Here is a 13,583-nt window from a genome sequence, read left to right on the forward strand (position 1 = left end):
TCGTTGAGCGCCGTCGTTTCCACCTCTTCGGTCGCGTAGAGTTTCTTGAGATGCTCTGTCCGAATCATGGTCTGCTCCTGTGATTTGTCGATTATTTCAACACCAGTTGTTCCATGTCGCCGAAGTTGTCGTACATGGAGGTTATGACCTGCTCGCCCTCCTCGAGTCCTTCCAGCACCTCGAAGAACTGGCTGTTCTGCCGTCCGAGCCGTATCGGGCGCCGCGCGGCGGTCTCGCCGGCGGGATCGAGCACGTAGATCCAACGTCCGCCCGTCTTCTGGTAGAACCCGCCCCGGGGCACCTGCAGCGCGTCCGCCAGTTCGCCCAGCGCGATGCGCACCTGCAGCGTCTGTCCCCGGCGCAGCCCCTGGGGCATCCCTTCGGGGAACTCCATGTCCGCCTCGAACTGCCCCTCGATCACCTCGGGATACACCCGCCTTATCACCAGGTCGTAGGTCTCGCCCGCGAAATCGAAGGAACCGGCCTGTCCGGACCGGATGCGGGCGATGTAATGCTCGTCGATGGCCGCCCTGACCTTGAACTCGTCCTCCACGTCGATCTGGCCCAGCCGGTCGCCGCCGGGCTTGGATTCGCCCACCTCGGCGATGAGCGAGGACAGGAGTCCCGTGATCGGCGCGCGGATCGTCAGGTTCTCCTCGTTCTGCTTGATGACTTCCAGGTTCAGCCGCAGCCGGTCGATGGATTCTTCCAGCTGCCGGATCTGGATCGTCTGGAAAAGCGAATCCTGGCGCAGCGTTTCGACGGTAACGTCCCGCTTGCGCGTCAAGTATTCGAGGTTGTCCTTCGCATCGTCGTAATCCATGCGCGAGGTCAGGTCCGCCTTGAACATCTCGTCCTGCCGCTCGTACTCCCTTTCGGCCTGGCGCAGCTGGTATTCCAGTTCCACCAGCGAGGCGCGCATGCTCAGGCGCCGCTGCTCCATGGTAACCCGCGTCTCCCTGAGCCGGTTCACCTCGCGGAAGAGCTCGGCTTCGCGCTGCATGACGTTGAGCTGCAGGTTGGCGTTGGACAGCCGCAGGATCGGCGTGCCTTCCTCGACGTGCGTGCCCTGCTCGACGTAGACCTCCTCCACGCGCCCGCCTTCGACGGCGTCCAGGTAGATCGTCCTGAGGGGCATCACCGCGCCCTGTTCGACGATATACTCGAGGAAGGGACCGTAGGTGACCGGCGCCGTGGTCAGCTTGCCGGCCTCCACGTTCAGCGAGGACGGGTTGACGCTGAGCAGCGCGTAGGCGCCGAAGGCGATCACCGCTGCCGCCAGGCCGCCGAGGGCGATCCGGCGCGGCGTGAAGCGCTTTTTCTCGATCTGGCGGTCCATGGTGCCGTGCTGTTCACGCTGTCGCTCTTCCGCGAACATGCCCACCAGACCCTTGGGATCTTTGTCGCCGTTACGTGAGTCGGTCATAAATACCTCCTCATGCGTTCTACTTCTTTCGCGCCGTCAGGCCAAAGTCGTCGCCATGACCCAGAAGGGCTTGTCCCCCACGGTATAATCCCGGAGCGGATGCAGGCTGCCGTCGGACTGGTCCACGCGATACGCCGTCATCACGCCCGCCGCCTCGCCGGCGCAGTAGAGATACCGCCCGTCCGGGTCGATGTTGAAGGACCGCGGACTGGCCGGAACGGGCACATGCCCGAAGGCGGTCAGCGCACCGTCCTCCGCCACGTTGAAACCCACGATGCTGTCGTGCCCCCGGTTGGAAGCATAGGCCCATTTCCCGTTGCGATGCACCTCGACGTGCGCGGTGGCTCCACCTTCCTCGTAGCCGTCGGGCAGCGTGGAGACGTTCTGAAAGATCGTAAGCGTTCCGCGTTCGGCATCGAAGCGGTGCGCCGTGACCGTATTGTCCTGCTCGTTGACGATGTAGGCCACGTCGCCTTCCGGCCGGAAGCAGATATGCCGCGGGCCCGTTTCGTCGTCCGGCGGATCCAGGACCGCGGGATCGTTGGGGGCAAGCAACCCCGTTTCCGCGTCGAACCGGAACTGGCTGGTCTTGTTGGTGGGACAGACGTGGGGGACGATCACGTACCGGTCCTCGACGGTCAGAAGGACCGCATGGGCCTTTTCGCCGGTATCGATGTATTGGACGAGTTCGCCGATCGCGCCGTCTTCCCCCAGGAGGTGCACGGTGATGCCGCCGCCGCCGTAGTAGACGGTGAGCAGGAAGCGGCCCCGCCGGTCCGTAACGAGGTGCGCGGGGATCCCGATCCCGGTGTCCACCTTGTTGATCAGGGTGAGTTCACCGGAGCCGGTGTCCAGCCGAAAGGCCGCCAGCGTCGTGGATTCCACGTGCGCGTCGTACATCAGGTTCCCGGACGGGTGCAGGCACAGCGCCCCCGAAGGGCCGTGGGCGTCGCTGGTCGAACGCAGGGTCAGGGAACCCGTCTCACGGTCCTGATCGTACGCCTTTATCTGTTCATCGCCGGTTAACGAAACGAAAACCACCGGGCGCCCTCCTGAGGAATCAGCCATGCGCTTTCCGTCCTCCTGTATATTGTTAAAGACTACCTTACTGGGTAAGACTTCAAAATATACTCCGAGGTTGCGTCCTCAAAGTGTATTTTGAAGTTTACATTCGTCGTACCGGTCAAAAGGAGGAGGCTCGTTCATTGCGGATCATGATCGTCGCCGGTGAAGCGTCGGGAGAGTTGCATGGCGCCGGCGTGGTGGCCGCGCTCAAGGCGCGGCGGCCGGAAATCGACATACTCGGGATCGGCGGAGACCGCATGGAGCAGGCCGGTTGCGAGTTGGTCTACCATATCGCACGGTTTTCGGTCATGGGGCTCACCGAGGTCGTCCGGCACCTGCCCTTCGTCCGGAGGGCATTGTGCTGCCTGGACGGTCTCCTCGAATCCCGGCGCCCCGACGTGCTGATCCTCATAGACTACCCGGACTTCAACCTCCGGCTGGCCCGCAAGGCGCGGAGTCGCGGCATACCGGTCCTGTACTACATCAGTCCCCAGGTATGGGCCTGGCGGGCGCGGCGCATACGCACCATCGTCAAGCTGGTCGACTGCATGGCCGTGGCCTTCCCCTTCGAAGTGGCGTTGTACGAAAAAGCAGGGGGGAAAGTGGTCTTCGTCGGACACCCTCTCCTGGAAGTGCTGGAAAGCCGCCAGACGAAGGCGGCGTTCTGCGCGGGCGCCGGCCTGGACCCGGACCGCCCGATCATCGGGCTGCTGCCGGGCAGCCGGACTATGGAAGTGGAGCGCATGCTGCCGGCGATGGTCGGCACCCTGCGGACGGTGCAGCGGGACCTGTCCGGGGTACAGGGCGTCATCGGCCTCGCGCCCACCGTCTCACGGTCCGACCTGGCGGCGTGTCTTGCGGGGAACGCGTGCCTGGAAGAAGACGCACGGGGTATGTCCGTGGTGGAAGATAGCACCTACGAGGTGATGAACCACGCGGATCTGTTGCTGGTGACCTCGGGAACGGCGACCCTGGAGTCGGCGTGTTTCGGTACCCCCTTGCTGGTCCTCTACCGCATGTCCCGCCTGTCTTGGTGGATTGCCCGGCGCCTGGTCAACATACCGGATATCGGCCTGGTGAACGTGGTGGCCGGCCGCCGCATCGCGCCGGAGTTTCTCCAGGAAGAAGTCGACCCTGCCGTACTTTCACCGGTGGTCCTCGAGCTGCTCAGGGAACCGGAGAAGCGGCGGTCCATGACCCGCGAACTCCGTGAGGTACGGGACCGGCTGGGTACGCCGGGCGCTTCGTCGCGCGTCGCGGAACTCGCACTGGACATGGCGACCGGGAAGACCGACGAACGATGAGACGGGAAGGACAGCGGATGACGGGCATGGAAGGATCCATGCATTCCCTGGCCGGCATGGCAGGCTTACTGGGCGCCGGATCCATCAACCTCCTGGGGAGGACGCTCTCGATCCGCATGATCGGAGAGGAACACCTGAAGCGGGCTCGGGAGAATGGCCGAAAGGTGCTGTACGCCTTCTGGCACGAGGGCCTGCTGGTGGCCACCTACGCCTTTCGCCGGCAAGGGATACGGGTGCTGGTCAGCCAGCACCGGGACGGCGAGTTGATCGCCCGGACCATCGAGCAAATGGGATATGGAACCATACGGGGATCTTCCACCCGCGGGGGAACGCGCGCCCTGTTCCGCATGGCGGCGGCCGGTGCGGCCGGGGACGACCTGGGGGTGACCGTGGACGGTCCCCGGGGTCCCCGCCTCCAGGTTAAGCCGGGAACGCTGTTCATAGCCGGCAGATCCGGTCTGCCCATTGTGCCTTTTGCGGTTGCTTCCCATAAGCCCTGCGTGCTTTCGAGTTGGGACCGTTTCATGATTCCCCGTCCCTTTTCCACCGCGGTGCTTGCCTTCGGAGAACCGTTGACGGTACCCGGCGATGCGCCGGTCGAACGCCTCGAACCGTACCGGCTAGAACTTCAGCAGCGTCTGCTGGAAGCGCGGGAAACCGCCGGGCGGAGCCTGAAGAAAACATGATCTCTATCTATACGCTGCTGTTCACCGTGCTGACCGTGCTGCTTTCGCCGGTCCTGGCTATCCTGTCCGTCGCGAACCGCCGGGGGATGCGCCAGCGACTCGCCCAGCGGCCTCTCGTCCACGACAGCGAGAAGCGTCCGATAGTCTGGTTCCATTGCGCCTCCGTGGGCGAGGCCACCGGCCTGGCGGCCGTGGTCGGGGGATTCGTGGAACACCATCCCGGATTCGCGGTGCTGGTCACCACCATGACGGAAACCGGCCTGGCCTATGCCCGGAAACACGTACCACAGGCCCACGCGTTCGGCCTGGCGCCCCTCGACGCGCCGTTCATCGTCCGCCGCGTGTTCAACCGGATACGCCCCCGCGCGCTGATTCTGCTGGAGGGAGAACTATGGCCGTCTATGCTTCAGGCGGCGGCGGTCCACGATTGCCCCGTGGCCCTGGTCAACGGCCGCATGTCGGACCGGAGTCTCGCGCGAAACCGTTTCGTGAAACCCTTGTTCAGGGAGATGCTGCGATTGCTGACCGCCGTGGGGGTCCAGCACGCCCTCGATGGTGAACGGTATATCGCCTTCGGCGCGGCGCCGGGCCGGGTGCACGTGACGGGAAACGTCAAGTTCGACCTCGCCGCTGAACAAGGCGGACCGTCGCGGGAGCATTTGCGTCATGAACTCGGGTTGCCCGAATCCGCGCCGGTGATCATGGCGGGTTGCCCACGGCCCGTGGAGGAGGAACGGGCGGTGCTGGCGGCCTTCACCCGGGTGCGCGAACGCCATCCCGGGATAAAACTGATCTGGGCGCCCCGGCATCTTCATCGCATATCGGAGGTAGAGAAGATGCTGCGGGGGGCGGAACTCGCGTACGCCCACCGTTCACGCCCGGACGCGCGGGATTCAGCGCATGCCGACGTGATCATCCTGGACACCATGGGCGAACTTGCGGCCATGTACGCCGCCGCGGATATGGCCTTCGTCGGCGCCACGCTGGTCCCGCTCGGCGGTCACAACCTGCTGGAACCCGCGGCATGCGGCATACCCGTCCTGTTCGGCCCCCATACCGAGAACGTCCGGGGGAGCGCGGCGGCCCTGCTTCGGACCGGGGGCGGCGTGGTCGTTCACGACGGCGACGAATTAGCGCGGGAATGGCTGGAATTGCTGGAAGACCCGGGAAAGAGGGCGCGAATCGGCGCGGCCGCCCGACAGGCTGTGGGCATGCGCTCAAAGGCCGTGGACCGTACCCTGGACCTGCTCGACCGGTGGGTCCTGGATCCAAGACGTCCCGGAGCCGGGCGGTTGGACCGCTTCGAAAGCGCGCCCTTCTTCACCCGATTCCTGGACCCGGACGAACACAGTCCGGCCATACGTTTCGTGCGATATGCGCTCCTGCCCCTGTCCCTGCTGTTCGGCATCCTGGTCCGATTCCGCAACAGGATGTACGACACGGGACTGCTCGACTCCGAACGGCTTCCGGTCCCGGTGATCAGCATCGGGGCGCTGACCGTGGGCGGGGCCGGCAAGACGCCGGTCGTGCGGTACCTGGCGGGCCGCCTCAGGAACGCGGGATACAGGCCCGCCGTGCTGAGCCGGGGTTACGGCAGAAAGACCGGCGCGATGCGGCGTGCAGCGCCCGGCGCCACCTGGCAGGAGGTGGGCGACGAACCGGCTTTTCTCACCGCGATGCTCCCGGATGTGCCGGTGGTCGTCGGACCGAGCCGCACCGCGGCGGGACGCGTGGCCATTGATCAGTACGACGCGAACGTGCTGCTGCTGGACGACGGATTTCAGCACAGGAGGATCGGCCGCACGGTGGACATCGTGGTACATGACGCTTCCGTCCGGTCGAACCACGGGCGCCTGCTCCCCGCCGGCCCCTATCGCGAACCGCTTTCCTCGCTTCAGCGCGCCCACGCGCTCGTGTTGACGAGGACGGATCAGGCTCGTTCCACCAAATTTCACTCAGCACGTTTACAGGCCCGGTTTCCCCACCTGGCCGTTATCGAGACCATCTACGACCCCGCCGGTCTCAGAAGGCTGGCCGACGATACGGTCCTGCCGTTGGATTGGCTGGCCGGCCGCGAGGTGATCGTCCTCTGCGGGATCGCCAACCCGGCTTCCTTCGTGCAAACGGTCACGGACGCCGGGGGCCGCGTGCGCCGGGTCCTGGCGTACCGGGATCACCACCCGTTCACATCACTGAACCTGGACCGGGCGATGGCCCTGGCGCAAGAAACGGGCGTGGAGTGGATCGTTACCACGGAAAAGGACGCCGTCCGGGTCCCGGAGCACGCCATCAGAAACCACCTGGTCGTCCTGGACATCACGCTCCGGTTGACCGCGGGTGAGCACACCCTTGAAAAATTAGTTGAAAGCGCATCAATCTGAACACTCGAGACAAAACCATACAACATTTGTGTTTTGTTACCCAGTAACTCTTAAGGGCATGATCAGACACTGGTGGTCCTCTCCCTCGACTTCTTCTTCTGAAGGCGTGACGATCCCGGCGCTGACGGGTGAATCGAGTTTGAAGACCAAATCGTCGCTTTCGATTCTCTCCACGACGTCGAGCAGGTAGCGGAAATCGTACGTCGTATCAATCGCTTCGCCTTCGTATTCGGCCGGCATCTCCTCCTTGGCCTCTCCGCCGATATCGTGGCTGGACGAACTGAGTTCGATGAATCCCGGCCGGGCCGAATACTGTATCTGCCGGGTAACTGAGTTGGAAAGCACGGACACGCGCCGCACGGCACCTTCAAAAACATCGCGGTTCACCTTGACGATCTTGTCGTTATCGGTGGGGATGTAACGTTCGTAGTCGGGATAGGTCGCTTCGATCAGCCTGGCGTACAACCGGGCGTTCTCCAGGTCGAACAAGACGTGACTGTCCCCGATCGTTATGCGGGAAGGCGCGTCCGATTCCCCGATGAGCCGCGAGAGGTTGTTCAGGGCCTTCGGGGGCACGATGATTCCTTCGGTGACCGTATCGTCGACTTCACAGGGCAGGGTCGTCTTGGCCAGCCGGTGGGCGTCCGTGGCGACCATCCGCACCGCGCCTTTTACTATGCTCAGGTACGCGCCCCACAGGCTGGGATGCGTCTCGTCCTTCGACACCGCGTAAACCGTCTTCCGGATCAGCCGCTGCAGGGAAGACGCGGGGATGGTTACAGTCTGTTCCGTCGGCACATCCGGAAGTGCCGGGTACTCCTCCTTGTCAATGCCCACCAGGCGGAACACGCCCCTGTCGCATCGGATGACCACCTTGACGCCGTCCACCTCGATTTCTACAGGCGCATCGGGCAGTTCGCGCACCATCTCCGCGAATTTCCTTCCTGGTACCGTAATCGATCCGGCTTCCGTGACCTGCGAGGGAATCTTCGTCACGATGGATAAATCCAGGTCGGTGGCCCCGATGGTCAGGTGGTCATCCTCCGTTTCCAGCAGCATGTTGGACAGAATGGGCAGGGTGGCCTTCGGGGGCACGACGTTCAGGACGGTCCGTATACCATTCATCAGGATGGAACTGGCCGGTATGGTGATTTTCACGGGATACTCCTTTTGCGGGATAGGCCGGTAACCGTACCGGCTATTATGTTAAAAGGACTCGGTCAGTCACGGTGAGCGTCAATGTGAGGTCGGCAAAGTGCCCACATCGATACAACCTTAAAACTGAACCTGGTCTGCTGGAATCACGTCCGCGAAGTCACTCAGAACATCGTTGTAGTGAGAGATAATCTGTTCCGCATTTAGTAAATCGGAATCAAAGGTGCTGTGCCCATCCTGGATTAACGTTATCGAAAAACCTGCAATACGAGCGTGATGGCATGTCGTACTGATGCAGTTTTCCGTTTGAACACCCATGATAACCAACTTGCCTATGTCATTATCTTTCAGAATCGATTTCAAAGGTGTGTCATGGAACGCATCTGGAGTATGTTTCTGAATAACAATATCTCCCTCCCGGGGGAGAATCTGCTCATGTATAAACCAACCTGGAGAATCCGGTTCATCCGGGTCCCCCGGTGGACCGTTGTGTTGCACGTAGATAATCGGAATACGCATTACCCGCGCTCGAGAAATAACACGATCTAGAGTTGCTAAGAGAGTGGGCGCTTTGTGAACAGCCGTTCCATCTTCGAACATATTTACCTGGGTATCAATAACCAATAAGGCCGACTTCATGGTTATCTCCCTTTGAAAGTTAAGTTGTTAAGCCGATTCGAATTGAACAGGGAAACACCCCAAATCCCTGCAATCGGCTTTTACCACAATATACAAACATTTGTTTAGTATAGTGTCTCTTCGCATCGAAGTCAAGGGGGCGATGCTTTTTATACATGATTAAAGATTGGGTCTCGGGCAGATTCAACGTCAGGAATCGTCAGGTACGGTTTCTCATAAACTCAAACTGATATCACCGGATAGTTTCTACGCTGGACGCTACGAGTTAAATGGGCTATATTATCCAACCTGTTCATTTATTTCCCGACACCCGGCGTTTCTTACCCCTGAAAAACGTTAAATGGCGCACTCGAACTGGATTGCCATCCTCGATTTCGGCGCGCAGTACACGCAGCTTATCGCGCGGCGTATACGGGAAAGCCACGTTTATTGCGAGGTGTTGCCGTACGATACGCCGGCGTCCGAGCTATCGGAACGGAACGTTGCGGGCATCGTCCTCTCGGGCGGTCCGGCCAGCGTGTACGGCGAAGACGCGCCCCATCCGGATCCGGGCATATTCGAAACGGGCAAGCCGATTCTCGGGATTTGCTACGGCCTGCAACTCATGGGGCATTACCACGAGGGCGAAGTCGCACACGCCGGAACCCGGGAATACGGCAACGCGGGGATCCGGACGACGGGCGACGCGGCCCTGTTCCGCGATCTGCCGGAACGGATGACGGTCTGGATGAGTCACGGCGACGAGCTCAAGGCGCCGCCGCCGGATTTCGACGTCATCGCCCGCTCCGATAACGGACACATCGCCGCCGTCGCCCAGCCGGAACGCCGGATCTACGGCGTGCAGTTCCATCCGGAAGTGGTGCACACGGTCCATGGCCGCGAGATCCTGGAGAACTTCGTATTCGCCATATGCGGCTGCGAGGGAAGCTGGACGCCGCGGACCTTCATCGACGAGGCCCTGACCTCCATACGGGAGACCGTGGGGGAGCGCCGCGTGGCCTGCTTCGCCAGCGGCGGCGTGGATTCCTCGGTCGTGGCGGCGCTCATCGGCCGGGCCATCGGGGACCGCCTGACCTGCATCTTCGTGGACACGGGCATGCTCCGGAAGGACGAGGCCAGGCAGGTCGAGGAAACCTACCGCCGGACGATCAACGCCCGGTTCCGGTTCGTGGACGCCTCGGACCGGTTCCTGGACCGGCTGAAAGGCGTGGAGGAACCGGAGCAGAAGCGCAAGATCATCGGGGACGAGTTCATCCGCGTCCTCGAAAGCGAACTGACCTCGCTGCGCGGCGTTCGCATCCTGGCCCAGGGCACCCTCTATCCCGACGTGATCGAAAGCGCCTCCGTGAAGGGGCCGGCCAGTGTCATCAAGACCCATCACAACGTGGGCGGACTGCCGGACGACCTGGAGCTGGAACTGCTGGAACCGGTCCGGAATCTGTTCAAGGACGAGGTGCGCACCGTGGGCCGGGAGCTCGGCCTGCCGGATGAAATCATCGACCGGCATCCCTTCCCGGGACCGGGCCTGGGCATCCGCGTGCTGGGCGAAGTGACCCGGGAACGGGTGGCCATGCTGCAGGACGCGGACAAGATCTTCATCGACGAGTTGCGCAGGGCGGGCCTGTACGACGAGGTCTCCCAGGCGCTGGCCGTGTTGCTTCCGGTCAAGACCGTCGGCGTGATGGGCGACGCGCGCACCTACGAGCGCGTCATCGCCCTCCGGGCCGTGACTACGCTGGACTTCATGACGGCCGACTGGGCGCGCCTGCCAACAGACTTCCTGGCGCATGTGTCGAATCGCATCATCAACGAAGTCAGGGGCGTAAACCGCGTGGTCTACGACCTCAGTTCCAAGCCGCCCGGCACCATCGAATGGGAATGAACCCACATCCGGCACCCGTCCGGAACCCGGCCAGCACCGGCTGGCACCCGAAGGCTCCATAGCACACATAAGCCCGTATGACAGCGGGCTTTTTCGTTCTAAGCCGGCACTTGCCGGCCTTGTCGAGCATTCACAAGTTGCCTTTTTACGGAATACGCAATCTTGGGCTTGACAACGTATTTCGTTTTGCTATATTTAGTTATGTTATAACATAACAATATCGATGGGCGACTATCCGCTTTTCATCCGTATTAGCGGTGGTGATAACCTCGGCATTCCGTTTGTTGAAAAGGTGACTGTTCGATGCGAGTCAGTTGCAACGTGGCGGTCTTTCTCACATGGCTATGTGCCGTCGCGTTCTCGGCGGATATCCACGCGACAACGATGCTGCCGGTCGAGCCTGTCGCCGCCGGACAGTCCAGGAGTGAAAGCCACGCTGACTCCAGGCAGGGAGTTGCGATCTGGGATCAGGCTGCGATCTGGATCTGGGCGATGCAGAATGAGTTCCTCCTGCAACTGACGCAGGAGTTGGAATCGTTGCGTGGCAAGGATGGCGTCGGCTGGGCTTTGGTGCTGACGAGCTTTCTTTACGGTGTCTTGCACGCCGCAGGGCCCGGGCACGGGAAGATCGTGTTGACGACCTATCTGTTGACCCACCGAAGCCGGCTGAATCGCGGTATCGTCATGGGCGCCACAGCTGCGCTCCTCCAGGGCATTACGGCGCTGTTGCTGATTTACATCCCTATTGGTTTGGGTGGTTGGCTGCCGATAGAGACAGATAAGGCATCATTGTGGGCTACGCGAGTCAGTTTCGTTTTGCTTGCGATAGTCGGACTCTACTTGCTGATACGCGCGGCAGGCGCCTTGTCCGAAAGTGTTCGCCGGTTGCGGCGCGAAACCGGCGATGTCCGCCACGACCATGCCGATCACGCGCACGGGGCGGGTCGCGGCTGCCGGCATATGCCCAGTGCAGCCGAGATTGATACGGTCGGCAGCCGGCATGCGGCGGCTGGCGTGGTTTTGGCCATTGGACTGCGTCCTTGCAGCGGAGCCGTGTTTGTGCTGATCCTCGCCATCGCGATGGATTTGATCTGGTATGGCGCGCTGTCCGTGATCGCCATGTCCATAGGTACCGCGATCACCATTGTCGTCCTGGCCATTATTGCGACAGAGGCGCGAGCATGGGCGAGCACGGTGGTCGCTCACCGCTCACCGCTGTGGACACTGGCGGCCGCAGGCCTGGGCGCGCTTGGCGGCACCCTCCTGATACTGCTGGCGCTGTGGGCGCTGAACGCGTCGTTTGCAATGAAACCAGCAATGGGTCTGTAAAGGGCGGGCTTAGCATGGTTTTTCACGCGGATGGTCATGTTGCAACTAGTTGACAAACCTGGATTCTCACCCCTTCGGGCCGGCATCGGAGCGCGTCTCGCGCTTGCTGGTGTCGCCGCCGGTCTGTTGTGGTTTGCGGTCGTCTGGGCCCTGATATGAGTGCGCCAATGGACAGTACAATCTTGCGATTCGATAATCTGACCCTCGGATACGACCGCCACCCTGCGGTCCATCATCTGGATTACGCCATCCGTGCCGGTGCCCTTGTCGCTGTGGTGGGACCGAACGGTGCCGGAAAGTCGACGCTGTTAAAAGGGACCGCCGGCAGCCTCGCGCCGCTCGGCGGCGAGATCAGGTTGACGGGGATTGAAACCCCGGAAATCGCGTACCTCCCACAGCAGTCCGAAATCGATCGAGGTTTTCCGATCTCGGTCTTCGACATGGTGGCCATGGGGTTGTGGCGAAAGACCGGGGCTTTCCGCCGATTCGGACGGGCGGGCTGCCGGAAGATAGGCGAGGCCTTGGATATCGTGGGGCTGGGTGGTTTCGAGCGGCGCCCCATCGGCACCCTCTCCGGCGGACAAATGCAACGTTCCCTGTTCGCCCGCCTGCTCCTCCAGGATGCGCGGCTGATTCTCTTGGACGAGCCGTTCGCGTCCATCGATTCGGCGACCGTGCGTGATCTCAAGGGACTTATTCGTCGCTGGCACGGGGAGCGGCGAACGGTGGTCGCCGTCTTGCACGACCTGGATCAGGTTCGGACGGATTTCCCGGAAACCCTTCTGCTGGCTCGCGAACAGATTGCCGCCGGTCCGACGGAGGACGTTCTTTCTCCAGCGAATCTCGATCTAGCGCGCCGGCTCACCGAGGCCTTTGACGAAGGAGCGGCCGTATGTGGGAGATGAACGCCAGAGCTTCCTGCCTTCCAGCGGAGGACGCGTGATGTACGATGCCGTCATCGCCCCCTTCGTCGAATTCGGCTTCATGCGCCGGGCCCTGGTCGGGTGCCTTGCCCTTTCACTGGGGGCGACCCCCATAGGGGTGTTCCTGACCTTGAGGCGGATGAGCCTGACGGGGGATGCCATGGCCCATGCGATTCTTCCCGGCGCGGCGCTCGGATACCTCGTGGCAGGGCTGTCGCTCGGCGCCATGACGCTCGGCGGAGTGATCGCGGGGGTGACGGTGGCTTTGCTCTCCGGGCTGGTAGCCCGAACCACCGTGGCCCGTGAGGACTCCAGTCTGGCCGCCTTCTATCTGATTTCCCTCGCCGTCGGGGTCGTGATCGTCTCGACGCGCGGAAGCAATGTCGACCTGTTGCATATCCTGTTCGGCACGGTGCTCGCCTTGAACGATGCGGCCATATTCCTGGTCGCGGGAATCGCAACGGTCACCCTGTTCGGGCTCGCATTCATCTACCGACCATTGGTGATGGAGTGTTTCGACCCGGGTTTTCTCCGATCGGTCAGTCCCTTGAGTCCGGTGGCCCATTACAGCTTTCTCGTCCTGGCGGTCCTCAATCTGGTGGGCGGGTTTCATGCCTTGGGGACCCTGATGGCGGTGGGGATCATGATCCTTCCCGCCGCTGCCGCCCGGTTCTGGACGCGCGACATCACGCCCCTGGTGGCCATCGGTGTGCTGGCGGCCTTTCTGGGTGGGTTTGTCGGCCTGTTGTTGTCCTATTACGCCAGTCTGCCTTCCGGCCCCGCCATCATCCTG

At 62.2% G+C, this 13,583-nt stretch carries 11 protein-coding genes; 7 read left to right on the forward strand and 4 right to left on the reverse strand.

Translation table 11 applies throughout. The annotated features are described in order from the left end of the window. Window positions 1-91: 91 nt before the first annotated feature. Window positions 92-1,426 (reverse strand): HlyD family efflux transporter periplasmic adaptor subunit, encoded by a 1,335-nt coding sequence (locus OXG98_14285; GenBank protein ID MCY3773169.1) that lies wholly within the window; start codon window positions 1,424-1,426, stop codon window positions 92-94. Window positions 1,427-1,462: 36 nt separating this feature from the next. Further along, on the reverse strand, window positions 1,463-2,494 hold the full coding sequence (locus OXG98_14290; GenBank protein MCY3773170.1) for a beta-propeller fold lactonase family protein: 1,032 nt from the start codon (window positions 2,492-2,494) through the stop codon (window positions 1,463-1,465). Window positions 2,495-2,631: 137 nt separating this feature from the next. Between OXG98_14290 and lpxB the strand changes: the two genes are divergently transcribed. Genes lpxB through lpxK form a run of 3 tightly spaced genes read left to right on the forward strand, consistent with a single transcriptional unit; the run spans window position 2,632 to window position 6,862 of the window. Beyond that, window positions 2,632-3,795: a lipid-A-disaccharide synthase gene (gene lpxB, locus OXG98_14295; GenBank protein ID MCY3773171.1), complete on the forward strand. Its 1,164-nt coding sequence runs from the start codon at window positions 2,632-2,634 to the stop codon at window positions 3,793-3,795. A gap of 17 nt (window positions 3,796-3,812) precedes the next feature. Continuing rightward, entirely contained in the window at window positions 3,813-4,481 is a 669-nt protein-coding gene (locus tag OXG98_14300) for a lysophospholipid acyltransferase family protein (protein ID MCY3773172.1), read from the forward strand. Continuing rightward, window positions 4,478-6,862, forward strand: coding sequence for a tetraacyldisaccharide 4'-kinase (lpxK, locus tag OXG98_14305; GenBank protein ID MCY3773173.1), 2,385 nt, complete (start codon window positions 4,478-4,480; stop codon window positions 6,860-6,862). Before OXG98_14300 ends, lpxK begins: the two co-directional genes overlap by 4 nt. 36 nt (window positions 6,863-6,898) lie before the next feature. On the opposite strand, the gene dnaN is transcribed toward lpxK, so the two are convergent. Both dnaN and OXG98_14315 read right to left on the reverse strand, forming a co-directional pair. Then, window positions 6,899-8,020 (reverse strand): DNA polymerase III subunit beta, encoded by a 1,122-nt coding sequence (gene dnaN / locus OXG98_14310; protein ID MCY3773174.1) that lies wholly within the window; start codon window positions 8,018-8,020, stop codon window positions 6,899-6,901. Between the two features lie 117 nt (window positions 8,021-8,137). After that, window positions 8,138-8,656 carry a cysteine hydrolase family protein gene (locus OXG98_14315; protein ID MCY3773175.1) on the reverse strand — a complete coding sequence of 173 codons (519 nt, stop codon included), beginning with the start codon at window positions 8,654-8,656 and terminating at the stop codon, window positions 8,138-8,140. Window positions 8,657-8,996: 340 nt separating this feature from the next. Between OXG98_14315 and guaA the strand changes: the two genes are divergently transcribed. The 4 genes from guaA to OXG98_14335 form a co-directional block, all read left to right on the forward strand. Beyond that, a complete protein-coding gene (gene guaA / locus OXG98_14320; GenBank protein MCY3773176.1) occupies window positions 8,997-10,538 on the forward strand; it encodes a glutamine-hydrolyzing GMP synthase in 1,542 nt (513 codons plus the stop codon). 303 nt (window positions 10,539-10,841) lie between these two features. Then, window positions 10,842-11,867: a nickel/cobalt transporter gene (locus tag OXG98_14325; GenBank protein ID MCY3773177.1), complete on the forward strand. Its 1,026-nt coding sequence runs from the start codon at window positions 10,842-10,844 to the stop codon at window positions 11,865-11,867. Window positions 11,868-12,034: 167 nt separating this feature from the next. Next, window positions 12,035-12,772 (forward strand): metal ABC transporter ATP-binding protein, encoded by a 738-nt coding sequence (locus OXG98_14330; GenBank protein ID MCY3773178.1) that lies wholly within the window; start codon window positions 12,035-12,037, stop codon window positions 12,770-12,772. A 37-nt stretch (window positions 12,773-12,809) separates the two neighbouring features. Next, a partial coding sequence (locus OXG98_14335) for a metal ABC transporter permease (protein ID MCY3773179.1) occupies window positions 12,810-13,583 on the forward strand: 774 nt, incomplete at its 3' end.

This window comes from Gemmatimonadota bacterium (genome assembly GCA_026706345.1).
Classification (GTDB): Bacteria; JAAXHH01; JAAXHH01; order JAAXHH01; family JAAXHH01; genus JAAXHH01.

What these genes read in the sequence shown, in the direction of transcription:
- OXG98_14285 (MCY3773169.1), bottom strand. Translation starts at nt 1,426, where the DNA reads ATGACCGACTCACGTAACGGCGACAAAGATCCCAAGGGTCTGGTGGGC.
- OXG98_14290 (MCY3773170.1), bottom strand. Translation starts at nt 2,494, where the DNA reads ATGGCTGATTCCTCAGGAGGGCGCCCGGTGGTTTTCGTTTCGTTAACC.
- OXG98_14300 (MCY3773172.1), top strand. Translation starts at nt 3,813, where the DNA reads ATGACGGGCATGGAAGGATCCATGCATTCCCTGGCCGGCATGGCAGGC.
- lpxK (MCY3773173.1), top strand. Translation starts at nt 4,478, where the DNA reads ATGATCTCTATCTATACGCTGCTGTTCACCGTGCTGACCGTGCTGCTT.
- OXG98_14315 (MCY3773175.1), bottom strand. Translation starts at nt 8,656, where the DNA reads ATGAAGTCGGCCTTATTGGTTATTGATACCCAGGTAAATATGTTCGAA.
- guaA (MCY3773176.1), top strand. Translation starts at nt 8,997, where the DNA reads ATGGCGCACTCGAACTGGATTGCCATCCTCGATTTCGGCGCGCAGTAC.
- OXG98_14325 (MCY3773177.1), top strand. Translation starts at nt 10,842, where the DNA reads ATGCGAGTCAGTTGCAACGTGGCGGTCTTTCTCACATGGCTATGTGCC.
- OXG98_14330 (MCY3773178.1), top strand. Translation starts at nt 12,035, where the DNA reads ATGGACAGTACAATCTTGCGATTCGATAATCTGACCCTCGGATACGAC.